Consider the following 22,842-nt stretch of genomic DNA (forward strand, 5'->3'; position numbering starts at 1 on the left):
CCCACTGCTACACGGGCTAAAGACCTGCGCGCTGCGGCCGATAGGCAAAACAATGCAAGGACCCATTTTGCAACGCAGGGAGACAGACATGACAGGAATTGCAGCAGTCAGCATCAGCACCACGGCCCAGGCGTTGAGCACGACTCAGACTGCCGACAGCCAGGACGCGCAAAAGGCTGAAGAGGGTGGAACAGTCGCTCAGACCGACGCCTCCAGGGCGAACGGTGGCGGCCAGGCCCAAGGGGCTCAGGGCAGCAGTGAAAGCTCGGAGCCTGCGCACATCAAGCAATTGCGCGAGATGATCAAGAAGCTGCAGAAGCAATTGGCTGACGAACAGAAACAACTGGCCCAGTTGATGGCGCAGAAGATGGAAGAAACCGCCAAGATGGCAGCTGTGAGTGCCAAGCAGGCGAGCATCGCGACCATCAATGGGGAAATCCTGCAGGCAACTGCGCAGTTGCTCGAAGCGCTGCAGACGTCAGGTGGCAGCAGTGCAGGGGGGATGGTCAATACGCAGGCATGATACGACTGGGGCCTGCAAAGGCCCCAGCCAGACCGTTTGGGTTTACTCGGAAACCAGGCGTCCCTTGTTCTGCCGGTCTGCCTTGTACTGCATGGCCACTGCCGGCGCCGGTTTGGCGGCACCGGTTTCCAGCCACTGACGCATGCGGCTGGCATCGGCGAAGTGGGTGTACTTGCCGAACGCATCCAGGATGACCATGGCCACCGGGCGGTTGTCCATGCGGGTCAGCAGCACCAGGCAGTGCCCGGCTTCGTTGGTGAAGCCGGTCTTGGTCAGCTTGATGTCCCAGTTGTTCTTGTTCACCAGGTGGTCGGTGTTACGGAAGCCCAACGTGTAGTTGGGCTTGCGGAAGGCCACGGTTTTTTCGCGTGTGGTCGACAGCTCGCTCAGCATCGGGTACTTGCGCGAGGCCATCAGCAGCTTGGCCAGGTCACGGGCGGTGGATACGTTCTGTGTCGACAGGCCGGTCGGCTCGACATACCGGGTATGTGCCATGCCCAGGCTGCGAGCTTTGGCATTCATCGCCTTGATGAACGCCGGGTAGCCACCTGGGTAGGCGTTGGCCAGGGAGTTGGCGGCACGGTTTTCCGACGACATCAGGGTAATCAGCAGCGTTTCGCGGCGGTCAAGCTGGCTTCCCAGGCGCACACGCGAATACACGCCTTTCATTTCCGGGTTGTTGGCAATGGTCATGGTGAGCATCTCATCCATGGGCAGTTTGGCATCCAGCACCACCATCGCTGTCATCAGTTTGGTCACCGAGGCAATCGGCACCACGCGGTCGGCATGGCTGGCGTACAGTTCCTGGTTGGTGTTCAGGTCGATCAGCAAGGCGCTGCCTGAAGCCAGGTGCAGCTTGGACGGGTCGCGTTGAACCTGGGCCGGGGGTTGTGCAGCAGCGGTCGACGGAAGGGTCGCGGTTCCTGTGAGCAACAGCAGCAGGCTGAGGATAGACAGGGATGTTTTCACGTTGAGGCTCACTAAAAGTTGGTATGTCGTTGGCTGTGCAAGGGTTTTCCCCCTAAACCGCTGCATTGTGGAGTATGGCCCAAACGCTGTCGAATGCCTTATGACTAAAGGGCGCAAGGTGAACGATATTTAATGCTGTACCAATTCTGTACCAATTACGTTCGTTTCCAGCTTCGCCAGTTCTGCCCAGTCGTTGGCTGAATTCAACCACTTCGCGTAGGTCGTGAGCAGCACCTGGACGGAGTGCCCCAGCTGGCCAGCGATGAAGGCAGGGTTCATGCCCGACATAAGGCACATCGTGGCATAGGTATGCCTGCAGTTGTACTGCGGTCGGGCAGGAATTTTCAGGGCCTTGATCGCCTCGTTGAAGTGGTGCGCAGGCGTTTCAGGCCTCATCATGTGGAGTGACTTCCCCGCAGGCTGAAAGATGAATGGCGATTCGGTAGACACCCGACGCGTTTGCTTGGACCGGTAATGCGCCACCTCTTGCGCTCTGGCCAGGGCGCCAAGGGCTCGGCTGTTAAGCATCACGGTTCGGGTGTACTTGGTCTTGGTGCGATCAACTACCTGATTCTCGACCACGATCCGACAGACGTGGGCCGTCTTTTTCTCAAAGTCGATCTCATCCCAGCGCAGCGCCATGATTTCCCCGGTACGCATGCCGGTAAACAGCGCGAACTCGTAGAAAGCCGCGAACACCTGGTTGCTTCGGGAGAAGTTCGCGTACATCCACTGGATCAGCGCGTCAGCCTCTTCAACAGTGAAGGGGTCAATCTGCTTTCTGTTTTTCTGCGGCAACTGGATTGATGCCGCTGGGTTCCTGTCCACTACTTCGTCGTAGACCGCCGCACGAAACATTGCCTTAACCCGGGCAATCGCGGCGCGCTTGACTGTCGAACTTTTCCACTTGGTCTTTGCGACCACCTCCCTCAGAACCATCGGCGTGACCGCCTTGATCGGCAGTGTCGCCAGATGTGGCATCCAGTAGTTGTTCATCAAGCCCTTGTAGTTGACCCGGGTGTCGTGGACCACTTCTAGGCTGTTCAACCAGCTTTGCGCATACTCGCCAAACATGAGCTCATTAGTTGGAGCGTTGTAGCTCGAAGTCGGGAACAGTTCGGCGTACCGCTTTTCGTCCAGAACCCCGTGCTTGGCCAGGCTGATTACTTGAGCGCGTAGATCGGCTGCCGCTTTGATCCCCTTGGCGGTCTGGGGGTATGCGAGAGTTTCGGTCCGACGTTCACCGTTGCAAGTAAAACGGATCCGGATTGATTTGCCGATGAATTCGACTCCAGTGGGTAGCCCCAGCTTCCTTCCAGCCACGCTTCGTATCTCCTGATGCTGTAAAAAATACGGCCGTCGATCTTCTTCCAGACCCCCTCGGGGATCACGCCGCGGCTTCGCTTGCCTTCCAGGGCCCGCTTGGTCGTACCGACCAGCTCGGCCATTTTTTCCTCAGGGACCTTGTCGGATACATAGGTCACCGGCTGGCGCTCTTCGTCTTGCATGATGGTCTCCACGCCGCCGGTGGCGGCAGGTTGGTAGTCAGGCAGGGATTTTCGCGATCACCGCGTCAGCCACCTTGATAGCGGCCTGGGCATCGTCGACGTAGGCTGGCGTGAAGCCTCCTGCGTAATGGATCACTCGCTGGCAGGCATCCAGCTCTTTGCGCACCAGGCGCAGCGCCTGCACCAGCTCTTCCTGAAGCGCGCCCTCGGCTCGGCCGACATCCCAGAACTCTTGGCCCCAATGGCCTTCCGGCGGTGGGTTGCTGTTCTGCTTGCCTAAGGCCATGGCGCCGATGATGGCGTCACAGAGCAGCCGCTTGTAAATGTTCCCGCCATCAAGGCCCAGGCCGCCGCGCCGCCGCAGGGTGCTCACGACCTCGTCAACGTTCAGGCCGCTGTCCTTGAGCACGATGTCGAGCTCGGGCTTGTCCTGGGTGTAGATGACCAAAGCCAGCTTGGCGCCTGGCCAGAGGTCAGCCGCGATACGCTCCAGGCAGTCGTTCGCGGTGTGGTGGAATCGCTCTGTTGCGGACATAGGGAATCCTCGCCTGCGCCTGTCGGCGGGCTCATGTGGTTTAATCGGGGTTCAAGAGGAGGAACGATATGGCAAAGGAAACTAGAAAGCCGTGGGGCTATGCAGCAGTCACCCTGATACCAACTGGTATCGGGTTCGCTTTCAGTGGGCTTATGACAGAGCAGCCTGCATTCATCTACAGCGGCCTCGGCATGGCCATACCGGGTGTATTGCTGGCTGCGACGCACTTCTGGTCGGCACGCCGGCGGACTTGAGTAGTGGTTGGGTGTGACCATTTCGGCGGGGTTACCGATATGGTTCCGCCTGGCTGGCGGGCTTGAGTAGTAGGGGAAGGGTTAGGACGGGATTTTCAGGTCCGCAGCAACGATGCCGTGATCTACTGGAGGCGGAATCGCGTATCCAGGAGCCACCTCCAGCGCAGCCTTTTCAGTTCGGTAGCTGAGTACCACGATGGATGCTGGCTCAGCATCGGTTTTCACGATCACGCTCCAGTAGCCGAACTTTCGATGGGCCGGCGTGATGACGGTTGCGACATGCCGGATCTGATTCATCGCGGCCCCCTGTAGATCAGGTAGGCCATGAGCAGCGGTGCTGCGATCGGTATCAGGAACATGGCATCAGCTCCTTCGGCACCTGGACGATATAGTCGAGCTGGTAGCGAACTAGCCCGCGACAGAACGCCGTCAATGCATTGGGTCCGTACAGCCAAACGACAGCTGCCGCAGGCCCTCCGCTGTAGCAGACGGCTTCATCCAGGTCGGAGCAGTACTTGGCGCCTCCCTGGTGCTTGTCGATCAGAGGCCCACCGACCGCCCAGTCTTCCCAGGGGTTGAAACGCTTGGCGTGCTCGATGGCCTGGCCCTGGTGCCGGGCGAACACCCGCCAGGGCACTCCGTTGTAGCCGGGCGGCTCCAAGTACACATCCAGCCCTTCGGCCTTGCCGACTGCCCAGCCCAGCGCCTCACCAGATAGGTTGGATACCCTCACTTCGATCAGGTCGGTCATGGCGACACCTTCTCGGATGGAAGCAGTTGAGCTGCCATCTCTGCTGCGAGACCGACAGGCCACCAGTAACGTGGCCGCTGATACTCCGGGTAGCCGGCCTCGCGCAGGACGAGACCTTTTCGCTCCAGAGCCTTGAAAGTGCTGAGCACCGAAGCGGCCGCGAGGTTGAGGCGAGTGCCAACCTCGCGGCTCAGCCCGCCAAGTCCAAAGGCGCAGGCCTGATCGCCTGCCGCCAGCTTCTTGCAGTCTTGCTCGTACAGGTACGGGGTTTTCTCCCGGTACCGCACTACGTTGGCGCGTGATACCTCGCGCAAGGCATCGAGGACGCGCTGCTGGTTGTCGGTCAGTTTCACAGCTGATACCTCTCATCAATCCAGCGCCCAGGCGCCAGAGCGGGTGTAGGTTCGGGTTGGGTTTCGTGCGGGGAGAGCTGGCGCTGGTTGCCGGCCTGCAGCTGGATCACCGGCGAGCACTCGGGTTGTTGGGTTCGGCCCTCACCGGCCATGCGCCTGGCGTGCCTTCTTCGACGAACACATATCGGTGCGCAAACTCGCCCGAGCGATCCGGCACGGTCTTACACCATTTGTGCTGCGGGCCACCCAGGAACCGGCCAGGCCATTCCTTGACGGCTTCAGCCATGAACGCCTCAAGGTCGTGGTGACCTTTGCTCATAGCGATGTAGGTGTCGCTGCCGACGCTTTGCACCTCCAGCGGATACTGTTTTGCAGGCATGCGGGTTCCTTGGCCGCCATATCGCGGCAGTTGGCGAAAAATGTTTAAGTTCGGGTGACTTTAATCTGTGGCGGGGTGTCCACCGGTCACGAGGAGTGCTTCGCTCCTCATCAGCGGTGGATCAAATGAGCTCTATCAGCAAGGATCAGCAGTTTCATGCGTATGAACTGCTTCGAAAGCTCGATACCTACACTGCTCAAACGATGAGTCAGGTTGTGTATGGTGTGACGTCTTCCTCCAACTGGCGATCGGATTGCGACCAGCACCGACGCATTTTTGAAGAATGGATGGCTTTTGCTGCAACGATGCACCTGCCTGAGCCCCCGGACGCAGACTGATTGCCGCTTGTCCGATTCAGTTCTCAGTATCTCCCGCTGCGGTTGATAGCCGCTTCGCGGTCGCTATTGTGAATAGTCACCTATCGCATACAACTAAAGTCGTAGGAGACGGCATGAGAATTCGCGGTGATGTTTTTTGGGATTGGGCAGACCCGACGTTGCACCATCGCACTCAAGCCGAAACGCTCAGTGACGGCACCTTCATTGACGTGCAGGTGCGCCTGTCGCGAACTGGTATGACGCAGATGTTCATCGGTGTGTACGCATCCAGCGGCATGGCCATCCATGAGGAGGCTTTCGATTCTCGACCAGGTGAGTCGATGACCCGGGCGCTCGCATGGGGTGTTGGCCGCGCTCGCCGCATTGCTGTGGAGGGTGTATCTGCTGCTGATCGTCTCGCCGCATCGAAGTAGAGGGGAGAGGGGTTACAGCTGGCTGGAGTACTTTTGTACTCCTACCCAGTTTTCTTCTACGCCTGGCGCGCCTTGAATCGCTCGTAGGGGCCGTCAGGGAGATCAGCGATTGCGTTGGCAGCCTTGATCAGCAGGTCACCCAAAGCTGTTCGCGCCTTCGGCACAAAGGCTCGGTACCTTGTCCCTGGCGGGTAATAGGCGGCCCATCCCATGCGGTTGCAGAGATCCGACGCTTCGTTCAGCCCTGCATTTCGGCCGTCGGCAAAGACCTTGGCGCGGCGCGGGTCCATCCAGTCGAGTTCGCCATTCTCCAGCTGATCGATGCGCTGGTCGCGTACGGTCAAGTCGGCCTGAAGCTGGGACACGAGCTGCGCCAGTCGAGCGACTTCACTCTGCTCAGGCAGGTGCGCCTCGTCGTTCATGGCTGGCGCTCCAGGGCGGCGCGGATCAACTTCTCGCAGTCGCTGCGCTTCAGCGGCGGAAGGATGTTGGACGTTTCGACCATCGCGGCGTCGACCATGGGGATCAGATCATTGCGCTCAATCGTTGCGCCTGGCTTTGCGCTGGCGCCTCGGAAGTGCTCGTCGTATCTCCGTTGCGCCTCTTCGTCACCCTTCAGGCAGCCGCACCGGTAAGGGTGGGCGGTGTAGTCGATATGGCAAAGGCGATTCTGGTATGGGGCGGCAGGCGTGCGTGGCTCCTGGCCGGAGGATAGAGCGGCGTCGATAAGCTCTCGTGTCTCGTCCAGGCCGGCGTACTCATCCCAGTATTCGCGCTGAATTGTCTCCTTCAGCTTGTGCAGCAGTGCATCCTGATTGGCCAGCTTGGCTTGCAACTTGATCCCGAACTGGGACGACTTCCAGTTCGATTCATGCATACGGGTCAGCTCTGTACGCAGCCGCTCAACCTCGCCAGGATCGGCGTGGGGGTAGAGCGGCACAACTTGATGGCTGGTCTTGTCTTTCAGGCTGCGCAGCCAGTCGCTGTCTGTGATGGTCACGCAAGCATTGCGATCTGCCCCGACCTCGACGCGCGCCACCGGCTCGCCCTGGTGATGCCCAAGAACCATGTCGAGCGACTGCTCGCTACGGTCGGCTGGCTTGAAGCTATCCGCGATTGGGCCTACCGCAATGATCGGCAGGCCGGTAGCCGCCGCATCCCTCTCTGCCTCTTCTTTGGTCCACCAGAAGGCAGTACCAACCATCCAGGCTATAGGCTCGGGGTGTTGTGTCGCTGGCTCAGCTGCAAGGTGGTGCCAGCTGTCGACCTCGAACTCTGCCGGGCGTAGGCCGAGGCGGGCGCCGTTATCCATTACGGCGACTACGGCGCCGTGGCTGTTGGTCCAGGCTGGATAGGTTTGTCCTTGCCTTGCCTCGGGCGTGTGGGCGGGTTCAACGCCTGGTATGCGATCGGAGGTTACGGTAACCAGCATGCGGACCGTGCGCGGCACGCGATCGCTGTACGGGTAGCCGCCGAATCGCTTGTGAAAGGCCGGGCAATCGATTTTGTTTTTTGTGGGCATAGGAATGTCTCGCGGGTATATTTAGCTCGCTGGATTGAATTCATGGGAAGAGCTAACAGTGGGTAAAGACCATGATGGTTTATCACTTTTGCAATGAGCAGTACGGGCTACAGAATATCGAGAGGTCAAGACTGAAAGTTGCGACCGTAATGGATCTAAATGACCCATTTGAAATGCTGTGCTTGTCATCTGAAGATCCAGAAACTAGAAAGAATCTTCGTTTCTTCAAGAGTCGGATGGCTGAGCTATATGGAATGCTTTGCTTTAGCCGAACATATGCCAGCCCTGTTCAGTGGGGGCACTATGGGGATAGGCATAAGGGCATATGTTTGGCTTTCGAAATCGACGATTCGTCACTCCATACTGTGGAGTACCGCAGTGGTCGAATGACTTTTGATCCAGAATCCTACCTCTCTAAATCTAAAGACCAAAAATCTGATTTCATGCTAAGACAACTTAGAATAAAACATTCAGAGTGGTCTTATGAGAAAGAGGTAAGGCAAATCTTCTTGCTGGAGAAGTCGCAGCGTCTGGATAGTTTGTACTTCATGCCGTTCTCGGAAATCGGAACTCTTCGCCAAGTTATTGTTGGTTGTAACTCGTCGCTCGAGAAGTCCAAGCTCGCCGCATTGCTGAGGAACGATTATCCTGAAGTTGAGATTTTCAAGGTCAGAACAGCATTCAAACAGTACAGGATCGTGAGGAATCGCGACGAAGAACTCTGGTTGTAGGTGCTTTCCGATCAGGCCGCCAGGCGTCGGTAGAGCTGGATTAGGTCGGATGCGTTGGCCTCGACCAGTGCCCTGGCTTCGTCCTTACAGACGCTGTTGCCCAGCAGTTTCACCTGGTCAGTCTTGCTGATAGCTTTCCAGTAGAGCTGGCCCGTCTTCTCGTCGAGGAACAGGCCTCGGTCGATGATGTAGTCCGGCCGGAAGCCTTGAGCACGTTTCAGCTCGTGCGGCTGCAGCATGCGAAGGGTGATGTCGACCAGCACGTAGCCGCCGACCATGACGATATCGGCGTGCTCATTGAAGTGCTGCGGCAAGTACTTCCGGAGGAATGCCGCGCATTTTCGGGCGCTGGTCAGTTGCTCGTCCGTTAGCGTGTGGCTCTGCAACTGAACGACCTCTACCACTGCCATGCGATCTTTCGATGGGATCGTGTGGACCGGCTCACGAAGTGAGATGCCGTCCTTCTCGGCGCCGTAGTACTTGACCATGTATGCCGTGACCAGACGCTGATCGTCAGCTGTGAGGTCGTCGCCTTTGCAGAAGCCGTCGTTGGCCTGCTCAAGGTGGGCTGATGCAATCGCATGGTGGCCGCTGTTCTGCGTGATGCAACTGAGAGGGCCGTTAGCGGCAGCACCCACGCAGCCCTTGCGTAATGTCACGAGGGAAGCAGATACCAACGCTTGTTCGCCGCGGTTGGCGCCTGTCACCGTCATTGCAGGGTCTGTGGCGGGGTAGCCTGACCGATCTCCGTGGTGCGTCAGGTGCGTCAAATGCGCACCGACCAAAGCAAAGTGCCCTCCCTTGACTTGTGCGACCTGGGTTCGCAGAGGCTCAAGAGTGTCAAAGGTGCGCTGTGTCGACCCATTCGCATGCTCAGTCAGGCATCCGGCCATTGCCATCATCGGCTGAACCAGGGCGTGATGGGTGCCTCCACCGCTTATGGTCGAGGCCGGCTCGGCGACGCTGTGCGTGCTGGTGTGCGACTTCGAGGTGCCGCGCAGCGGGACAATGAACGGGTCGTTGCAGGCCAGGGTGTGTCGCCACAGGCCTTTGGCGATGCGGTTCATGGTGTTTTCCACCAGAGCGTCATCGCGGAAGATCGTGCGGCCTTGCATTTCCCAGTCGATGCATTCGGCGGCGGACCGCCAGGCTTTCTGGCCCTTGCCAGGGTTCTTGTGATGCGTCGGCGCCGGCCACACGATTGGCTTGCCGTCGCGCCGAGCGATGCCGTACAGGCGCTTGCGGATAGTGGGTGCGCCTTGGTCTGCGGCAACTCGCATCTGGTGCTCGAAGTTGTAGCGCAGCCCGCGCACCAGTGCTTCCTTGGGTACGTGGTCGCCGATCTCCGCCAGGATCTCCGGCAGATCCGGGTGGTCCTCAGGAATTCCGTTGCCCAGCACATTCACGAATGCCTGGAACGTCCGGCCTTTCTCAGCCTTGATCGGTCGCCCTTCATCGTCAAGCGGCCCCCAGTCGGCGAACTCTTCCACGTTTTCAAGGAAGATCAGTCGCGGACGGGTCTGGTAGGCCCAGCGAATGATCACCCATGCCAGGCCCCGAATCTTGCGGTCGCGGGGCTTTCCGCCCTTGGCCTTACTGTGGTGACGGCAGTCGGGCGATGCCCACAAGATGCCGACCGGCTGACCTTTGGTAGCCAGGATGGGGTCAACCTCGAAAACATCGGCAACATAGTGCTCGGTCTGCTGGTGGTTGGCGCGGTGCACAGCCAAGGCGATTGGGTTGTGGTTTACCGCTACATCCGGTTCGCGGTACGCCTCGGCGATGCCGCTGCTGGCGCCGCCGCCGCCGGCGAAGAGATCAACAACCAGCTCCTTTTCGAAGGGCAGGGCGAGGGAGGTCATAAAGGTCATAGAGGTCATAGAGGTCATGTTGTGGTCCTTGTGTGCAGGCGCCGCCCTCGCCGGGGAGGCTAAATTGTCGAAATGTGTGGTGGGTTCTCTGATTCGGGGGGCGCCGGGCAGGCGGGTGCCAAGTTACGGTCGCAGCTTCAGTGCCGCTGCTGACTCTTACGTAGTTGAGGGGTATAGTGGCCACCTGCCTGTATTGTTGGCGCCGCAAGGAGTAGTAATGAAAGGATTGGCGGAAAAATTGATGCGCAAAATTCTGAGCTTTTGGTTTTTTGCGATTTCTTTGGTGTTTTGTGTAGGTGCCTTTGCGATAGGTTTGTATCGTTTCAAGATGAGTGGAGAATTATCGATTGTTCCTAGCGACTGGGCGACGTTTGGTAGCTATGTCGGTGGGGTGCTTGGACCCCTAGTTTCCTTTGTTACATTGATTGCGGTAATTAAAACAGTATATCTTCAGCGCGACCTTTTGGAGTCGCAGCGCTCAGAGCTGAAGCGCATGGTTAAGCTGCAAAACGATACGTTTGTTGCTCAGAAGTCTCAAAGTGAATCGCTAGCTGCAGAAGCCTTGAGAAGCATGGTGGCAAAATATCAAGACACCATTCTAAGGCTGATTGATCAACAGCTTTCTATTCAGCAACGAGTTGTTGATCTCATGGATTTAGAAGAGCAGAAAACTGCGTCGAATAGGGATTTGAGTTGGGAGGCCAGAACGAAAGCGGAGAAAAATATTACAGAGCGAAGAGTCAAGGCCTTGAAAATTGTTGATGGATTATCAAAGCTTTCAATGGAAGTCGCTATTGCTGAGTACGGCAGCGTCTCTGAGTTACGTGAGCTGGTAGAGAATAAGCTATCGGAGACACTTCCTTGGTTATCAAAGTCCCAATTCAGTGGCTGATCGGAGCCAGCGGCCTGAGCAAATCTAGATACACCGATCCTGTTCTTGCCAAGTGCGACCTCGCCGGGGAGGCGTTATCGTTGAATAGGGGAAGGCGCTGGCGGGCAGCGCGGGGTGGCGTGATTCTTTGAAGTGGGGTATTGGTGTTCTGCACCGAGATAGAGTCGGGCCAAGGAGAACAAGGTGATTAACATGGAACGCAAAAGAGAAGACTTCACCCATAGGGGCGTGAAAGTTCACATCACATATTTTCTAAGCCCCTCAGCTACTGTTCCGCGGTTTGATGTCTACGCAACACTGTCGGAAGGCGAGGAAAAGATTGGAGCGTCAATCGAAGGCTGGGAGAGCGAAAGCGATGCTCTGAATGCCGCAAAAGCCTTGGCCTGCGAGAGAATCGAAAAGCATTTGCTCGACAGATAGCTAGCGGGCAGCGCCGGAGGGTCACGGGCAGTTGTTCGCGCCGCAGTTCTGGCAGTCGTTGAGGAATCGGCCGTCCCAGCTGATGAAGCGTCCGCAGCCGTGGCAGTTGAGCGCTCGCTCCCAGGGCTTGCGCTGCTTCCTCGGTACCACCATTTCGATACCGGTACCGCGCAGGGCCTCTTTGATGTTCACGTCACGCTTGTGCACCAGGCGCCGGGCCTTGGCTTCGAGGTAAGCCAATGGCCAGATAACTGCCTCCTCTGGCGTGTTTCCGATCGCCTGGGCAGACTCAAGAGTGAGGCGGTGGGCCTTCTCGAATAGGTAGGTATGGCCAATAGGCCAGTGGGCCAAGGCGATGTCATTACCGTTCCAGTGGCCAGGGATCTGCAAGACAACTGTGTATCCCGGGGTCAGCTGGTCGCGGGCTTCATCCAGGCTGATGTACTGATGATCGACGCCATGGTGTGCGCGGGCGTCGACGTAGACCTTCGGCCATGGAATGTCTGTTTCCCGGTGGCCACAGGCCTGCGCTTGGGTGAAAAGTTCGGCCCGGTCGAGGTTGGTGGTGTACCCGCCGCCCAAGGCCCAGAACATGAGACCGTCACCCGTGTTGCTGCGGCTGTCCTGAAGGTAGAACTGGGTCATGGCTTTCTCCATGCATGCGCCGCCCTCCGTGGCTGGGCGGCATGGTGGCAATTTGGTTTGGGATGGACTATTAAGTGCTCTGGACCAGATCCAAATGAGCGAATGATCAAATGTCTACTGCGATCCAGATGGTCAACTGTTCATACGGCCGAATAAGCTATGTCTCTGTTGAGGGAGGCGCTGATATTGCTGTGGACATTCAACATAGCTTTGGCGTTGAGGTAACAGGTCTAGAAACCAGGCAGTCGGTTGATCCAAGAAAATTCGGCCGTAAGGTTGGCCGAAACGAAAAGTGCCCATGCAACTCTGGGCGTAAGTACAAAAAATGCTGCATAGGGGAGATCAACATGTCTACTGGAATCCGTTCAACTGATAGTCAATTCACCGTAGGAAAGGCCAACATCGTCGCTGATGTTGGTGTTGACTTGGTTCGTAGCAAAGCCAGAATTGAGGAACTGAATCATATCGCCACGGATGTCCCGGATCTTGAAAGCCTGCTCAAGGCTATGGTTGTTCGACCACCGGAAGATCTGATCCAGGACGCCTTGGAGCAGACAAAAAAGGAGGGTTCTACTGAGGGGCTTTCCTATACCAAGTTGAAACAGTGGTGTGACAAGCAGGGAATTAATGCTGCGCTTTGGCTTCAACTCGCCACCGCGATAGGAACGTCTGCATTTGGTTAATAGCCTCAGTGCCATATGCTTTCATGGTCTACTTCAGCCGGCATGCTCCAATGAAATTATGCCGGTGTCGTCCGGATCATCTCCCAAAAGCAGGTCAGGCGCGCGCAGTTCGCGACCAATGCGAAACTGGTCGAGCCTTCGCGCCACGAAATCGGATACGACTATTTCGTGGCGCGGCGCACTGAGGAAGTGGCGGGCCGCTTCAGGCCCTAATTCATGGATCCGATGGATCAGCAGGGTCATGGCCTCGCCGTTTTCTTCGACGCTGGCCCATTGCTTGATCTCGGCCAGGGCCTGATTAGTCCCTGGTCGAACCTTCAAGCGCAGGTCTTCTTCCTTCACTTTGGCTGCCTTCTCGCGTCGACGCTTGTCTCGTTCCGCCTGGTCCATTGCCATTGCCGATACCTCCCAAGCCGCTGGGCGGCAGATTGATGTGTTGCTGGCGCCGGCCGTGCCGGACGCGCGCGGTGATGCGGTTCATGCGTTTCTCTTCGCTCGCTTCTCGGCAGTAGTCGGGAAGTCGATTTCAAACTCTCGGATCAGTCGCCCGAGCTGCTTGAAGGAAATATTCAGTTCACGCACAACGTCTGCCCTGGACATTCCGACATTGCGGTAGGCGACGATCTTTTCTGCCTTCGACCTGTCTTCAACGGGGTCGCTGAGCTTTTTGCCCAGGTTGCTTTTCCCGTAGTTGGGGTCACGCTGGAACTTGAAGTTGCCCTGGGACGCGGCGCGAACGAGAGTCGCCTGGACGAGGCCGGTGTGAGCCATGGCCTCCTTGTAAGTCATGGTCTTTGCCAGCTCGCGGAGCTCATCGAGCTTTTTCAGGCGCGCCGCCACCCGTTTGTTGGGTGGGGCGGCTACCGATGCACGCTTTGGCTCAAGGTCGCGATGAGGCCGGTGTGGCACGTACTCGAACCCAGGCAGGGTTTCAACGCATCCACCGCTGCCGAAGAAGTTGTCGATGCTGGCATTGAGCTGAGCCAGAATCTGGTCGCGGCAGTTCGATTGCCCGATCATTGCAGGCCACCTCTTTTGCTCGCTGCCCCTGCCTCCATAGCGTCCACGAACCGAATTGCAGTCTCGTAGGTGAAGGCGAAGCCCTGCTTGGCGCCGGTAGCGATTTCGACCACATCCCAAACTTTGCCCTTGCCCGACGCCTGATAGCGCGGGGCGCCTTTGCCAATCTTCGCAAAGGCCTCGTTGCGGGCCTCTTGGGTTCGCGCCAAGAGCGCCTTGAGCATGTCCACCTTCTCTTGGAAGGCCGGGTGCATTGTTGTCTGCATGGTTGATCCTCGGGTGGGTCAGGCGTGGAGCTCGAAGGCCTCGGCCTTGCGAACGATTCGAACTTGGGCGGTGCGGCGCTCAGGCACGCGGCGGTCGCGGCGCATGGGGTCGCTGTCGCCGATCACCGCATGCATGGCGATGATTCCGGCGAGGGCGATGCAAAGCGGGCTGATGATCTGCTGGCGCATGGCCTTGGTGACCGCCTCGATGCGGCGGCCGGCCTCCAGTTTGAACAGAGCGGCCTCGATGCGGTTGGCTACGGTGCCGGGGCTGACCGCCATCTGGCGGGCGATTTCTTTGGTGGTGAGGCCTTGGGCCACCCACAACAGTGCTTCCAGCTCACGGGGAGCCAGCGCCTTGCCGAGCTGGCCAATCCATGAGCCGCAAGTGATCGTGTCCATGAGTTGTTATCTCGGTTTGGCGCCGTCCAGGGCTTCGCGCAGTTGCAGGACAAGCGCAGTGGGAATGGCGATGGAGCGGCTGTCCTCATTGATCGAGTCCAGCGATGCAATTAAATTGCGTGACGCGGTGTGCACTGCTTCAAGCCTGGGCTTCGGTATCGAAGGCCCTTTCATCGAACCAGCGGTAACTCGCTTCTTGCCGCTTGCCTGGGCTTTCTCTAGTTCGGCTCCCAGCACCTTGCCAGCACCGTCTCCGTGTTCCCGGACGACTTGTGCAGCTGTCGTGGCTGAAACGTGGCCGGCAGCTACCAGGTTCTGGACATCGGTGTTTGCATTGCCGACAGTGAGCACCTGCTCGACGTGCTGCCGTGTCTTGCCGACTTTGGTGGCTATCTGCTCCACCGACCAACCGAAAGCCCGGAGGCGCTTGTAGCCTTCAGCCAGCTCCAAGGGGGAGAGCTTTTCGTTTTCCTGGCTGGTGATGATGCGTGCCACTCGATCGGCATCGCTGCCTTCGAAAGCGATCACTGGCACCCAGGCTTCCAGTGCATCTGGCCGATCTTTGTTGGGCGTCCGTGGAAGACGGCCCTCGGAATCAAGCTTCAACAGAGCCCGGCGCCTGCGGTGACCATCAACCAGCCAAACACCACCTTCGGCCCGTGGGCGAACTTCCAGCGGAGGGATTTGACCGCCTGCCGCGATGAACTCTGCGAGAGCATTGATGCTCGCTTCGAGTGCATCGCCTTCGGTGCGGAGGTTGAAACCTGGCTCTTCGTGCAGATCCTCCAGTTGAACCTTCATGGCATCGGCGCGCCGCACCTCGCCATCCTTGATCATTTGCTTGAACGACTTCGCCATTTGAGTTCACTTCCGTTGGGCTGCCAGTGCAGTTGATTCAGTGGATTCCCCCTGATGCGCCCCACTTGAGGCGCACCGGGGAATCGTCTGGCGTCACCGCCTCAGATGGCAGCTATGCGCTCATTGCGTTGGCCTTGGGCTTCCCTCGCACCGCCTTCAATCTGAATACGGCGGTGGTCATTGGGGATCATGTTGCTCCGCGCTTGAGTGCAGCCCTTTGGCCGGCTGAGTAGGGCACGTATGCGCGGATTGCCGACCCGGTTTGTCGGCTGGGCTTAATGCTTCATTGGCAGGTTCCTCCCGCGGTGGTATTCGAAGAAGTGATGCCGTCGTAACATCGGAGATATCACACCAAGGATCGGACGAGACATGTCTACGGATTGGGTTACTGAGCAGCTCCGCAAGGCTTTCATTAAGATCAATGCGAAGGCCGAACGAGCCGAAGCAAAGCGCCGAAAGCGCAGTGAAGCCAAAGCGAAAGCTACGGCTATGGCGAAAGCCGCCGAAGAGTCCGCAGCTTGGGATCGCAGTCAGAAGGTCAGGCCCTGCCATGAATGTGGAAGGCCTGCCAAAGCAGATCCTGAGTTCTTTTTGAATCCTGTTATGTGTCCGAGATGCAAAGATCGATCTCGAGACATTGACCTGGACATCCACCCCAGAAAACGTGATGACTTTTCAGAAATCACTGTTTTCAAAGGCGGGGCTCCAGGCCTAGGACGCCGCAAGTAATCGGACACGCAGCTGGCGTCAGCCCGATTCATTTCCTACATGTCGATCAACTCACCACGCCGTCGAGTCTCGAATAGAGCAGCGTGTTGATCGCGGTCCCACCAAGATCCGAGGTCGATACGGCATCGCTCAGGGAGGCTCCTGCCTATGAGCGTGCTAACTACCTTTCCCACCTGGCGGTGTGTTGCGTCTGGTTGTGTAAAGAGCGGTGGCCGGTAATGGCCTCGGCAGTCCCTGGTGAGTGACTGCGTGCTGATGCAAATATCACGCAACGTGTTTTATATGTCAACACAATACGTGATTTATTTTGCCTGAGGGTGTGCTGAGGATTTTCCCTACGAGGCGGGTTCACGTTTCACGAGGCGTGATGTATGCTCATTGCAATAACTGGATGGATATACAGTAAAGGAGATGGCTTATGTCCAAGCAGAAGAAGACGGCACCACAAGTACGCCAAGAGATGACCGGGGTAGAGCGGCTCGGGCTGCGGGTTTCGTCGATGATCAATCACCCCATTGCGCAGTCTCAGCGCTGGGTGCGATCCATCGCCTGGACACGGATGGAGACATGGAGTGGGAGGAGGTGATGGGCCTGCTGGCCGAAACGCCGGAATTGGATCTGACGTTCAACGATGACGAAAGCGTGACGGTACGGTGGGAGCCGCAGAGCGCCGAGGATCGTGACGACCTAGTCGTGGAGCGTGATTGGGAGGAGGAGAAGGTGGGGGAAGAGGCGCCGTTCTGACGAGCATAAAAAAGCCCGCAATGAGCGGGCTCATATTGTCGGGCTGCTCGCTTTACCAGGAGCAGCCTTTTCTGATATCGGCGAATGCGGCTTCAGCACCTGAAATGTCGAATGTCGCCGTCACAGGGTTCTCGCTGTAAGGCGTCACATTGGCCACGAAGGATGAGTGTTTGGTCATCTCCTTAAGTGCGGCAACCGGCGACCCGGGATAGAAGGACGAGGTGTGGTCTGTGGATACATCCCAAGTATGCGTCTCAGCCTTCATTTTGCCGATTCGATGAGTAACTCGTGCCGAGTCGGTACCCAAGAATGAGTTCCAATTGATGTAAAGCTCAGTTTTGTTCTTGGCGCATCGAACTACGAGCCCTATCTCTTCGCCCAGTCGGCCTCTGCCGCTACTCGCTTCAAGCCGAGCAAGGTAGATCGACTTATCTGTCATTGGGTCGGTGGTGGTTGAAGTAGACCACTTGCCTTTGCTAGCGGCTGGAGTTTCTACAGTCTTGGTGGTTAGCCCATTGCTCTCCGCTAGCGTGTCAAAGCACGACAGGCGCTCAACAGGGTTATCAATGGCTGCGCATTTCATGACGTCTTTTTCTGGTACGTCTGCTGACGCGGAATTCGCTATCGCGAGCGATAGGGTAAGCGCGAAAGTATGAACGGCGATTTTCACTTGGGTCCCTCCGAAAGAAAAGCGCCATCCTACCACTATGGCCATAAGCCATCACGCACTCACATTCTATCTCGAATGTAAAGCTACGCTCGTCGCAGGAATGAACCTTTTCGGATTAGCCATAGGTATAATTGCTGAAACGTTTAACCAATAGGTTTTCGCGCCTTGATGAAGCACGAAGTCGAGTCGGTGACTCAGCAGAAACAGAAGGGAAAACCACATGCCCTAGAGGCGTGGAAAGAAACCTATGCAGGGCGCCCGCTAGGTGAAGACCTTTACTCCACGGCGATCAACGCAGCTGCCGACCTCAGGCACCGGGGGCTGATCGACTTCCAAGAGTGGCTGGTGCTGATCCGAATGGCGAATGCAGGGCTGCGGATGCACGGGTGAGGGTGTATGACGCCCAAAGAAAAGCCCGCACTGCTATGCGGGCTAACGTAGGGAAGCGGATGAGCCTTGACTGTGCAGGGTAGGGCGTGAAAAAAGCGTGAAGGCATGAAAAAGCCCGCCTGATGGCGGGCTTTCTGCGACGGGTGCTGATCCTTCAACTTGGTAGGATTGTACGGCGATAGATGGCGGACTGCCGGTTGCGGGACCCTATACGCCCCGGTCTCGCCAATCAGTTTTTCCCTAGGTCCAGATTGTGCTGGCGCAGGTGATCAGGCATTGGAAGATCACCGATGCACATGCATCGGACGCCTGATCGCTCTGCCTCAAGGCGCATGTCAGCATCATTGGTAATCAGCAACCTGGCGCCATTCGCTTTAGCGACGGCTATGATCTGCCAGTCTACTTTTACAGAGTGCCGCGGCCGCTTTTCGCCTTTCGCGCTCTTCCTGGCGTTCCTTCCTGCTTTCACAACCTCTACAGTTTCCATTGCTGCTCGCAGGTCATACGGAAGAAGGCGGAACGCATTCGATTTGAAAATATTTTGGGTGGCGCTTATTTCAGTCGTTCCGGCCTGATCAAGAAACTCGGCCCAGACCTGAGCTGGAATGCCAATACTTTCCCGTTTTTTGCGGAGGTCTAGGAAAAGACCTTGCATTCGTAGGTTGTCTTCTGTGCTTAGTCGCTTTCCAAAAAACAGGACCAAAGCATTGGTGTCCAAAATTACCAATTAATGACCCTTCCTTAGCCCCGATAGGTAGTGCTCGATATCGGGGACGTCAGTCCAGCCAAGGCCTAGAGCCTCCATGGAGGCGTACGCTTCATCCCAGTCCCCGTCAAGCGGAGACCACGACTTAACGTTCAGTTGAAGCAACTCCCACTGGCCGCTGCAGGTTCTCTTCCACTTACCTTTCCCGGCCAGCTCGATTTGCTCGCCTAGGTAATAAGCTGAGATTTCTTTCGCGAGCTGCGCCCCCATTATGGTGCAGTTGTACTCGCGACCGTCGTTATCTTTAACGAGCACCGGAATAGTTTCATCGCGGCCACCAATCTTTATCACTTGGCCAGTGATCGTGCTTTCTTGCTCTATGACCAGCTCTTTTGCAGGGGCTGACTTCTTCCCGCCCGGGAACGGGTAGATCACTGCGCCTGACGGGTTCTTCAATTCGCCTCTGGTCCCATCCTGAATCAAAAGCTCATTGATCCGATCCAGAGCGCTCAAGGCGTCTTTGGCTGCAAGGTCGCTGCGTGACGCAGCAAGTGAAAGACGCTTAGAAACTCTGCTCGCAGCCTCGTCCTCTGCCCATGCCTTCAGCGCTGCGCTGCCGGTGGATAGCTTGTCGAAGTGAACCTTGTCCTTTTCACCCATCAGCTTTGCCAGCTCAGCCAAATAGACAGCCATCCGCTCAAGCGTAAGCTTGCTCGGGTGCGAACCGACTATTCGAAGAGTGTAAACGTTGGGCTTTTTCATAGGCTGATTATAGGCATGCGTCCTTGCCGAATTCGATGTCTTTCCTGTTCTCCAGGTCACTCGCGCAAAAAAAATCGGTCGATCACGCAGCCAATCCTTCCCGCCTTCACCTCATCCCCGCCAACAGATCCTCCCCAGCCTGGATTACCTGGCAGATCCTGATCACTGCCTGGGCGTCATGCTCGTTTCCGGCCCGGCTAGAGCTATGAGCCCCATCAGATCACCCCGTACCAGTGGCTCAGCAACATCAGCTCAAGGACCACTACGAACACGCACAGGGCGATGAAACCGGGACTGAATACTCGCTTGCGATTGGAGCCTCCGCCCAGGCTAGAAAGGTCAGCGCCGTCGGATGCAACGACGAGAAGCCCTAGAAGAGCGAAAATCCACGCTTTACTCCAGAAGCCACGCTCTCGCCACTCAGTCATCCGATTCCGTCCGCAATTCTAACTGTTTTCTTGGTTTGGCCTGGAACCGAGACCTAGTCTTGGCTGGGCTTGGTTAGGGCTGTTGCTATCCACCGATGGCATTTTATAGCCCCTCTAAGGAAGTTCGCCTGTTTGGAGAAGATTCAAAAATTCTCCAGCATTGATGATGAATGCACCTGCTTCTTGCGCCTTGGCGACCTTGCTGGGGCCGGCGTTATCGCCATAACAGAGAAAAGTCAGCGACTTGCTTGGTGTTTTAACCACCTTCATACCGAATCCCTGAGCTAGCAGCTCCAGTTCGGACCTATAGGAGGCGGTAAAGCCGGTGAAAAGAATCGCGTTCGGGCCATTCGAGGCGTTTCTAGGCGCCTTATTGGACAATGCTGCCGCCGCAGCGAGATCTGAGGGCCTAGGCCTTGGTGCGGGAGGCGCTGCTTCCTTCAGCAACAAATCTTCGCCCAGAAGGAATTCTACGATCCGATCCTTGCGAAATGTTTTAGGGAATGCGTCTCCGCCAGATCTGCCTTGGATGTAATTGGAATTTTCGGACCACTGAAGAAGTTCGCGCTCAGTCACTACGCCCTTCGAGTCGCAATATCTAAACTTGATAATACTCAAATTACCTCTCCTTGGTACTTGCCAGTGGTCTCATTCACATAGATGCGGCTACTTCTTCTTCGCCATCATTCTGCTGGCTTGCGAGCTTGCGAAGATCTGGAGTGAAAGTTACTACCATCCCGGTCTTTGAGCAGGTGAGGGTGATCTCTGCATCCATATCTATTTCAAGGTCTTGGCCGCGCAGGCCTTGCCATTGAGCTAAGTAGTGCAGTGACCCGAATTTGTCACTTTTCTTGAGTTTCTTACTGACGCCACCCTTCCAGTTCAGCGGTGGAAGCTCCTCCTGTTTGGCGCATGCAGCTAACGCTGGCTTCTGGAGCGCGAGCTTGCGACCGATCTCCCAAGACTTAATCAGCCCCAAGTCGGCGCTTTTCCAAATCGAATCCCAGTCTAGGCCGAGTCGCTCAGGCTCAGAGTGGCTGCGGTGGATTATTCGACTCAATATTCGCTCATCCATGATGTTATGTTACTCGTAGACTGTTTATCGCTGGGTTTTGCGTTGTGGAAGATATCTAAAGAGCTTTCCTACTCGGATACATCGGCGCAGTAGCTGGTTGGGGTTGGTCAGGGGCATGGCTACACCAGATGGGCATTCCAGACCAGTAGTACTCGAGCCTGGATGTAGGTCTCATCAACCCGAATGTCTTCAGGGGGATGATTTGTGTTGTCCGAGATCATCTTGAAATGCTCTCGACCCTTCTTCTGCAGGCGCTTGATGTACTGATGACCCTGATGGGAAAAGTAGTAGATCCCATCGCCCACGAACTCACGGATGCTGATGTCAACGACCAGCGGGTCGCGGCTCTTGATGGTCGGGGCCATGGACTGACCGACACCCGTTATGAGCTTCAGATGGAAATGCTCTTTGAACTCGACCCCCATCTCTCGCAGGTGAGTAGGGCTGACGCGAATGTCCTGCAGCATTTCAGGGTAGTCGTGGGCTACTTCACCATCGCCCATTGCTCCGCGTACGTCGTAGTGAGCAATCCACACCTCATCGCCCACGAGGCCTGGGCGAACGAAGCCAGCCGCGACGACACTGCTGGCGCTCGGCTCTTCAGCCGCAGCAAGGAGGCGCTGACGGGCCTCTTCCGGGATGCCTTTGCCGCTCTTTGCGAGCATCTGCCTGACAAGGTCAGTCGTACTCCGGGCTGGCTCCGAAACCTCGGTCACTGCCGCAGAGCTCAGGAGTAGCTCGGATTGGTCGACTCCAAGGGCAGCTGCCATAGCGGCAATATCCGCCAGCGTTGGCTCTCGCGTACCGGCTTCATAGTTTCCGACGCGTGATTGCGATTTCCAGCCGCAAGCATCTGCCAGCTGGGCCTGGGACATTCCCGTCGCTTTTCTCAAGCGCTTAATGCGCTGGCTCAGTGATTCATTCATGCGCGGGATTTCATCACGAAATGAAATACACGGCTTTCACTTATTGTGATTGATATTAACACGATGCGTGTTTATCCTGAGTGCTAGTCATTGAGGAACCCTGAATGAACAACGTTCGCAAGATCCGGGTGGAGGCGGGGATTAGCCAAGCGCGCCTTTGCCGCGAGCTCAGCTGGAACCAGTCGCGTCTGGCCAATTACGAGGCCGGCCGACGGTGTGTCGGCCTGGATGCGGCCCGGAAGATTGTCGATGCGCTGAACGGTCTAGGCGCCGAGTGCAGCCTCGACGATGTCTTTCCGCCAACGGCTCGCGACCCAGAAGCCGCCTGACATTTGAATCATTACTGATCTGGCTCTGAGCCAGTAGATGACCGAAACACCTGCTGATCCATCCAGTACCTGAATCGCAGGCATAAAAAAACCGGGTGGCAGCCCGGCTTCTTCAACAGCATCAAATCGAGGTCGATTATGCACTCTGCAATGGATGCAAGCAACACCGCGCCCGTAGCCATTTTTCATCTGAAATCTTTCCACAAATCCGCCGCCCTCAACGCAGCGCGGATGATCCGACTCCAGTACGCGCCTGCTTCCAAGCATGCATTTCGCGCTGAATGTGTGGAGCACCTGCGCGCGTCCCTGTGCGAGACCCAGCCATGAGCACGATCATCATGACGGCCTGTTGGCCACTCCAGGGCATGAGTCCGGCGCAGAAGTCCGTGCTGATATCCCTCGCCGACAACTCGAACGACGACGGCGTCTGCTGGCCTTCGGTGGCTCGTATCGTAGAGCGCACCTGCCTGTCCGAGCGTGCCGTACGCAACGCCTTGCGCTGGTTGGAGCAGTCTGGAGTGTTGTCTGCTCACCATCGAACAGGCCGTTCCACCTGGTACACCGTGAGCCCATCCAGCTATAACCCCGGCACCACATGCCCCCCGGCAGCAGATGCCGGAGCACTCCGGCACGAAATGCCCCCCACCCCGGCACTAGATGCCCCTCACCCCGGCACTAGATGCCCCTCACCCCGGCACCACGTGCCCCCAGAACCGTAAAGGAACCATCAAGGAACCGTCAGAAGATACC

General features: G+C 57.1%; 33 protein-coding genes and 2 pseudogenes. 12 read left to right on the forward strand and 23 right to left on the reverse strand.

Going from position 1 to position 22,842, the window contains the following annotated elements; translation table 11 throughout:
- Positions 1-88 precede the first annotated feature (88 nt).
- A complete protein-coding gene (locus A0O30_RS24290) occupies positions 89-523 on the forward strand; it encodes a hypothetical protein (RefSeq protein WP_105948330.1) in 435 nt (144 codons plus the stop codon).
- A gap of 42 nt (positions 524-565) precedes the next feature.
- Here A0O30_RS24290 and pbpG read toward each other — a convergent pair whose 3' ends face one another.
- The 8 genes and pseudogenes from pbpG to A0O30_RS24330 all read right to left on the reverse strand — a co-directional run bounded on the left by pbpG (position 566) and on the right by A0O30_RS24330 (position 5,272).
- On the reverse strand, positions 566-1,492 hold the full coding sequence (gene pbpG / locus A0O30_RS24295) for a D-alanyl-D-alanine endopeptidase (protein WP_223624865.1): 927 nt from the start codon (positions 1,490-1,492) through the stop codon (positions 566-568).
- Between the two features lie 129 nt (positions 1,493-1,621).
- Entirely contained in the window at positions 1,622-2,566 is a 945-nt protein-coding gene (locus A0O30_RS24300; RefSeq protein ID WP_332880014.1) for a site-specific integrase, read from the reverse strand.
- Between the two features lie 84 nt (positions 2,567-2,650).
- Positions 2,651-2,815: pseudogene (locus tag A0O30_RS28290) on the reverse strand (Arm DNA-binding domain-containing protein); the annotation flags it as partial.
- 222 nt (positions 2,816-3,037) lie between these two features.
- Positions 3,038-3,535 carry a hypothetical protein gene (locus A0O30_RS24305; RefSeq protein WP_105948331.1) on the reverse strand — a complete coding sequence of 166 codons (498 nt, stop codon included), beginning with the start codon at positions 3,533-3,535 and terminating at the stop codon, positions 3,038-3,040.
- Positions 3,536-3,870: 335 nt separating this feature from the next.
- Entirely contained in the window at positions 3,871-4,086 is a 216-nt protein-coding gene (locus A0O30_RS24315) for a hypothetical protein (protein WP_105948333.1), read from the reverse strand.
- 52 nt (positions 4,087-4,138) lie between these two features.
- Entirely contained in the window at positions 4,139-4,540 is a 402-nt protein-coding gene (locus tag A0O30_RS24320) for a phage protein NinX family protein (protein ID WP_105948334.1), read from the reverse strand.
- Complete coding sequence (locus tag A0O30_RS24325) at positions 4,537-4,893, reverse strand: hypothetical protein (protein WP_105948335.1); 357 nt, start codon at positions 4,891-4,893, stop codon at positions 4,537-4,539. Before A0O30_RS24325 ends, A0O30_RS24320 begins: the two co-directional genes overlap by 4 nt.
- 106 nt (positions 4,894-4,999) lie before the next feature.
- Entirely contained in the window at positions 5,000-5,272 is a 273-nt protein-coding gene (locus tag A0O30_RS24330; RefSeq protein WP_105948336.1) for a hypothetical protein, read from the reverse strand.
- A 125-nt stretch (positions 5,273-5,397) separates the two neighbouring features.
- On the opposite strand from A0O30_RS24330, the gene A0O30_RS24335 reads away from it, so the two are divergent.
- Positions 5,398-5,610, forward strand: a complete 213-nt coding sequence (locus A0O30_RS24335) for a hypothetical protein (RefSeq protein ID WP_105948337.1) — start codon at positions 5,398-5,400, stop codon at positions 5,608-5,610.
- Between the two features lie 113 nt (positions 5,611-5,723).
- On the forward strand, positions 5,724-6,023 hold the full coding sequence (locus A0O30_RS24340) for a hypothetical protein (protein ID WP_105948338.1): 300 nt from the start codon (positions 5,724-5,726) through the stop codon (positions 6,021-6,023).
- A gap of 56 nt (positions 6,024-6,079) precedes the next feature.
- Here A0O30_RS24340 and A0O30_RS24345 read toward each other — a convergent pair whose 3' ends face one another.
- Both A0O30_RS24345 and A0O30_RS28075 read right to left on the reverse strand, forming a co-directional pair.
- Positions 6,080-6,445 (reverse strand): hypothetical protein, encoded by a 366-nt coding sequence (locus tag A0O30_RS24345; RefSeq protein ID WP_105948339.1) that lies wholly within the window; start codon positions 6,443-6,445, stop codon positions 6,080-6,082.
- Positions 6,442-7,545 (reverse strand): hypothetical protein, encoded by a 1,104-nt coding sequence (locus tag A0O30_RS28075; RefSeq protein ID WP_256589792.1) that lies wholly within the window; start codon positions 7,543-7,545, stop codon positions 6,442-6,444. The genes A0O30_RS24345 and A0O30_RS28075 overlap by 4 nt, the downstream gene beginning before the upstream one ends.
- A gap of 71 nt (positions 7,546-7,616) precedes the next feature.
- Here A0O30_RS28075 and A0O30_RS24355 point away from each other — a divergent pair, with 71 nt between their 5' ends.
- The gene (locus A0O30_RS24355; RefSeq protein WP_105948340.1) at positions 7,617-8,276 is read left to right on the forward strand and encodes a DUF2971 domain-containing protein; all 660 of its coding nucleotides are present in this window, start codon (positions 7,617-7,619) and stop codon (positions 8,274-8,276) included.
- Between the two features lie 11 nt (positions 8,277-8,287).
- Here A0O30_RS24355 and A0O30_RS24360 read toward each other — a convergent pair whose 3' ends face one another.
- Positions 8,288-10,147 carry a DNA cytosine methyltransferase gene (locus A0O30_RS24360; RefSeq protein WP_105948341.1) on the reverse strand — a complete coding sequence of 620 codons (1,860 nt, stop codon included), beginning with the start codon at positions 10,145-10,147 and terminating at the stop codon, positions 8,288-8,290.
- A 217-nt stretch (positions 10,148-10,364) separates the two neighbouring features.
- Between A0O30_RS24360 and A0O30_RS24365 the strand changes: the two genes are divergently transcribed.
- Complete coding sequence (locus tag A0O30_RS24365) at positions 10,365-11,039, forward strand: hypothetical protein (protein WP_105948342.1); 675 nt, start codon at positions 10,365-10,367, stop codon at positions 11,037-11,039.
- Between the two features lie 192 nt (positions 11,040-11,231).
- Positions 11,232-11,459: a hypothetical protein gene (locus tag A0O30_RS24370; protein ID WP_146256327.1), complete on the forward strand. Its 228-nt coding sequence runs from the start codon at positions 11,232-11,234 to the stop codon at positions 11,457-11,459.
- 21 nt (positions 11,460-11,480) lie between these two features.
- Here A0O30_RS24370 and A0O30_RS24375 read toward each other — a convergent pair whose 3' ends face one another.
- Positions 11,481-12,104, reverse strand: a complete 624-nt coding sequence (locus tag A0O30_RS24375) for a hypothetical protein (RefSeq protein WP_105948344.1) — start codon at positions 12,102-12,104, stop codon at positions 11,481-11,483.
- Positions 12,105-12,214: 110 nt separating this feature from the next.
- Between A0O30_RS24375 and A0O30_RS24380 the strand changes: the two genes are divergently transcribed.
- Positions 12,215-12,787: an SEC-C metal-binding domain-containing protein gene (locus A0O30_RS24380; RefSeq protein WP_105948345.1), complete on the forward strand. Its 573-nt coding sequence runs from the start codon at positions 12,215-12,217 to the stop codon at positions 12,785-12,787.
- 33 nt (positions 12,788-12,820) lie between these two features.
- Here A0O30_RS24380 and A0O30_RS24385 read toward each other — a convergent pair whose 3' ends face one another.
- The 5 genes from A0O30_RS24385 to A0O30_RS24405 form a co-directional block, all read right to left on the reverse strand.
- Complete coding sequence (locus tag A0O30_RS24385) at positions 12,821-13,183, reverse strand: hypothetical protein (RefSeq protein ID WP_105948346.1); 363 nt, start codon at positions 13,181-13,183, stop codon at positions 12,821-12,823.
- Positions 13,184-13,264: 81 nt separating this feature from the next.
- Positions 13,265-13,807, reverse strand: a complete 543-nt coding sequence (locus A0O30_RS24390) for a hypothetical protein (protein WP_105948347.1) — start codon at positions 13,805-13,807, stop codon at positions 13,265-13,267.
- Positions 13,804-14,073, reverse strand: a complete 270-nt coding sequence (locus A0O30_RS24395) for a hypothetical protein (protein ID WP_105948348.1) — start codon at positions 14,071-14,073, stop codon at positions 13,804-13,806. Before A0O30_RS24395 ends, A0O30_RS24390 begins: the two co-directional genes overlap by 4 nt.
- An 18-nt stretch (positions 14,074-14,091) precedes the next feature.
- Positions 14,092-14,475: a response regulator transcription factor gene (locus A0O30_RS24400; protein WP_105948349.1), complete on the reverse strand. Its 384-nt coding sequence runs from the start codon at positions 14,473-14,475 to the stop codon at positions 14,092-14,094.
- Positions 14,476-14,481: 6 nt separating this feature from the next.
- Positions 14,482-15,333, reverse strand: a complete 852-nt coding sequence (locus A0O30_RS24405; protein ID WP_105948350.1) for a ParB N-terminal domain-containing protein — start codon at positions 15,331-15,333, stop codon at positions 14,482-14,484.
- Between the two features lie 369 nt (positions 15,334-15,702).
- Between A0O30_RS24405 and A0O30_RS27760 the strand changes: the two genes are divergently transcribed.
- Both A0O30_RS27760 and A0O30_RS24410 read left to right on the forward strand, forming a co-directional pair.
- A complete protein-coding gene (locus A0O30_RS27760) occupies positions 15,703-16,062 on the forward strand; it encodes a hypothetical protein (RefSeq protein WP_146256328.1) in 360 nt (119 codons plus the stop codon).
- A 418-nt stretch (positions 16,063-16,480) separates the two neighbouring features.
- Positions 16,481-16,806 (forward strand): annotated as a pseudogene (locus A0O30_RS24410) (DUF1654 domain-containing protein).
- Between the two features lie 52 nt (positions 16,807-16,858).
- Here the strand turns inward: A0O30_RS24410 and A0O30_RS24415 are convergent.
- Positions 16,859-17,476, reverse strand: coding sequence for a type VI secretion system-associated protein TagO (locus tag A0O30_RS24415; protein WP_158261463.1), 618 nt, complete (start codon positions 17,474-17,476; stop codon positions 16,859-16,861).
- 168 nt (positions 17,477-17,644) lie between these two features.
- On the opposite strand from A0O30_RS24415, the gene A0O30_RS24420 reads away from it, so the two are divergent.
- Entirely contained in the window at positions 17,645-17,866 is a 222-nt protein-coding gene (locus A0O30_RS24420; RefSeq protein ID WP_105948352.1) for a hypothetical protein, read from the forward strand.
- Positions 17,867-18,095: 229 nt separating this feature from the next.
- On the opposite strand, the gene A0O30_RS24425 is transcribed toward A0O30_RS24420, so the two are convergent.
- The 5 genes from A0O30_RS24425 to A0O30_RS24450 all read right to left on the reverse strand — a co-directional run bounded on the left by A0O30_RS24425 (position 18,096) and on the right by A0O30_RS24450 (position 21,763).
- Positions 18,096-18,593: a type II toxin-antitoxin system VapC family toxin gene (locus A0O30_RS24425; protein WP_105948353.1), complete on the reverse strand. Its 498-nt coding sequence runs from the start codon at positions 18,591-18,593 to the stop codon at positions 18,096-18,098.
- Positions 18,594-19,334 carry a hypothetical protein gene (locus tag A0O30_RS24430; protein WP_256589793.1) on the reverse strand — a complete coding sequence of 247 codons (741 nt, stop codon included), beginning with the start codon at positions 19,332-19,334 and terminating at the stop codon, positions 18,594-18,596.
- A gap of 542 nt (positions 19,335-19,876) precedes the next feature.
- Positions 19,877-20,380 carry a BRCT domain-containing protein gene (locus A0O30_RS24440; protein WP_105948355.1) on the reverse strand — a complete coding sequence of 168 codons (504 nt, stop codon included), beginning with the start codon at positions 20,378-20,380 and terminating at the stop codon, positions 19,877-19,879.
- 34 nt (positions 20,381-20,414) lie between these two features.
- The gene (locus A0O30_RS24445; protein WP_105948460.1) at positions 20,415-20,822 is read right to left on the reverse strand and encodes a hypothetical protein; all 408 of its coding nucleotides are present in this window, start codon (positions 20,820-20,822) and stop codon (positions 20,415-20,417) included.
- A 134-nt stretch (positions 20,823-20,956) separates the two neighbouring features.
- Positions 20,957-21,763 carry an XRE family transcriptional regulator gene (locus tag A0O30_RS24450; protein WP_105948356.1) on the reverse strand — a complete coding sequence of 269 codons (807 nt, stop codon included), beginning with the start codon at positions 21,761-21,763 and terminating at the stop codon, positions 20,957-20,959.
- A 104-nt stretch (positions 21,764-21,867) separates the two neighbouring features.
- On the opposite strand from A0O30_RS24450, the gene A0O30_RS24455 reads away from it, so the two are divergent.
- Positions 21,868-22,092 (forward strand): helix-turn-helix transcriptional regulator, encoded by a 225-nt coding sequence (locus A0O30_RS24455; RefSeq protein ID WP_105948357.1) that lies wholly within the window; start codon positions 21,868-21,870, stop codon positions 22,090-22,092.
- 365 nt (positions 22,093-22,457) lie between these two features.
- Positions 22,458-22,811: a helix-turn-helix domain-containing protein gene (locus A0O30_RS28085; protein WP_256589805.1), complete on the forward strand. Its 354-nt coding sequence runs from the start codon at positions 22,458-22,460 to the stop codon at positions 22,809-22,811.
- Positions 22,812-22,842 lie beyond the last annotated feature (31 nt).

The organism is Pseudomonas sp. LLC-1 (assembly GCF_002992185.1).
GTDB lineage: Bacteria > Pseudomonadota > Gammaproteobacteria > Pseudomonadales > Pseudomonadaceae > Aquipseudomonas > Aquipseudomonas monteilii.

Coding starts and splice junctions, on each gene's coding strand:
- A0O30_RS24355 (WP_105948340.1), top strand. CDS start 7,617: ATGATGGTTTATCACTTTTGCAATGAGCAGTACGGGCTACAGAATATC.
- A0O30_RS24290 (WP_105948330.1), top strand. CDS start 89: ATGACAGGAATTGCAGCAGTCAGCATCAGCACCACGGCCCAGGCGTTG.
- A0O30_RS24400 (WP_105948349.1), bottom strand. CDS start 14,475: ATGGACACGATCACTTGCGGCTCATGGATTGGCCAGCTCGGCAAGGCG.
- A0O30_RS24365 (WP_105948342.1), top strand. CDS start 10,365: ATGAAAGGATTGGCGGAAAAATTGATGCGCAAAATTCTGAGCTTTTGG.
- A0O30_RS24345 (WP_105948339.1), bottom strand. CDS start 6,445: ATGAACGACGAGGCGCACCTGCCTGAGCAGAGTGAAGTCGCTCGACTG.
- A0O30_RS24380 (WP_105948345.1), top strand. CDS start 12,215: ATGTCTACTGCGATCCAGATGGTCAACTGTTCATACGGCCGAATAAGC.
- A0O30_RS24450 (WP_105948356.1), bottom strand. CDS start 21,763: ATGAATGAATCACTGAGCCAGCGCATTAAGCGCTTGAGAAAAGCGACG.
- A0O30_RS24360 (WP_105948341.1), bottom strand. CDS start 10,147: ATGACCTTTATGACCTCCCTCGCCCTGCCCTTCGAAAAGGAGCTGGTT.
- A0O30_RS24395 (WP_105948348.1), bottom strand. CDS start 14,073: ATGCAGACAACAATGCACCCGGCCTTCCAAGAGAAGGTGGACATGCTC.
- A0O30_RS28085 (WP_256589805.1), top strand. CDS start 22,458: ATGAGTCCGGCGCAGAAGTCCGTGCTGATATCCCTCGCCGACAACTCG.
- A0O30_RS24405 (WP_105948350.1), bottom strand. CDS start 15,333: ATGGCGAAGTCGTTCAAGCAAATGATCAAGGATGGCGAGGTGCGGCGC.
- A0O30_RS24300 (WP_332880014.1), bottom strand. CDS start 2,566: ATGTTTGGCGAGTATGCGCAAAGCTGGTTGAACAGCCTAGAAGTGGTC.
- A0O30_RS24340 (WP_105948338.1), top strand. CDS start 5,724: ATGAGAATTCGCGGTGATGTTTTTTGGGATTGGGCAGACCCGACGTTG.
- A0O30_RS24390 (WP_105948347.1), bottom strand. CDS start 13,807: ATGATCGGGCAATCGAACTGCCGCGACCAGATTCTGGCTCAGCTCAAT.
- A0O30_RS24320 (WP_105948334.1), bottom strand. CDS start 4,540: ATGACCGACCTGATCGAAGTGAGGGTATCCAACCTATCTGGTGAGGCG.
- A0O30_RS24335 (WP_105948337.1), top strand. CDS start 5,398: ATGAGCTCTATCAGCAAGGATCAGCAGTTTCATGCGTATGAACTGCTT.
- A0O30_RS24330 (WP_105948336.1), bottom strand. CDS start 5,272: ATGCCTGCAAAACAGTATCCGCTGGAGGTGCAAAGCGTCGGCAGCGAC.
- A0O30_RS24430 (WP_256589793.1), bottom strand. CDS start 19,334: ATGAAAAAGCCCAACGTTTACACTCTTCGAATAGTCGGTTCGCACCCG.
- A0O30_RS24305 (WP_105948331.1), bottom strand. CDS start 3,535: ATGTCCGCAACAGAGCGATTCCACCACACCGCGAACGACTGCCTGGAG.
- A0O30_RS24370 (WP_146256327.1), top strand. CDS start 11,232: ATGGAACGCAAAAGAGAAGACTTCACCCATAGGGGCGTGAAAGTTCAC.
- A0O30_RS27760 (WP_146256328.1), top strand. CDS start 15,703: ATGTCTACGGATTGGGTTACTGAGCAGCTCCGCAAGGCTTTCATTAAG.
- A0O30_RS28075 (WP_256589792.1), bottom strand. CDS start 7,545: ATGCCCACAAAAAACAAAATCGATTGCCCGGCCTTTCACAAGCGATTC.
- A0O30_RS24420 (WP_105948352.1), top strand. CDS start 17,645: ATGAAGCACGAAGTCGAGTCGGTGACTCAGCAGAAACAGAAGGGAAAA.
- A0O30_RS24385 (WP_105948346.1), bottom strand. CDS start 13,183: ATGGCAATGGACCAGGCGGAACGAGACAAGCGTCGACGCGAGAAGGCA.
- A0O30_RS24375 (WP_105948344.1), bottom strand. CDS start 12,104: ATGACCCAGTTCTACCTTCAGGACAGCCGCAGCAACACGGGTGACGGT.
- A0O30_RS24455 (WP_105948357.1), top strand. CDS start 21,868: ATGAACAACGTTCGCAAGATCCGGGTGGAGGCGGGGATTAGCCAAGCG.
- A0O30_RS24315 (WP_105948333.1), bottom strand. CDS start 4,086: ATGAATCAGATCCGGCATGTCGCAACCGTCATCACGCCGGCCCATCGA.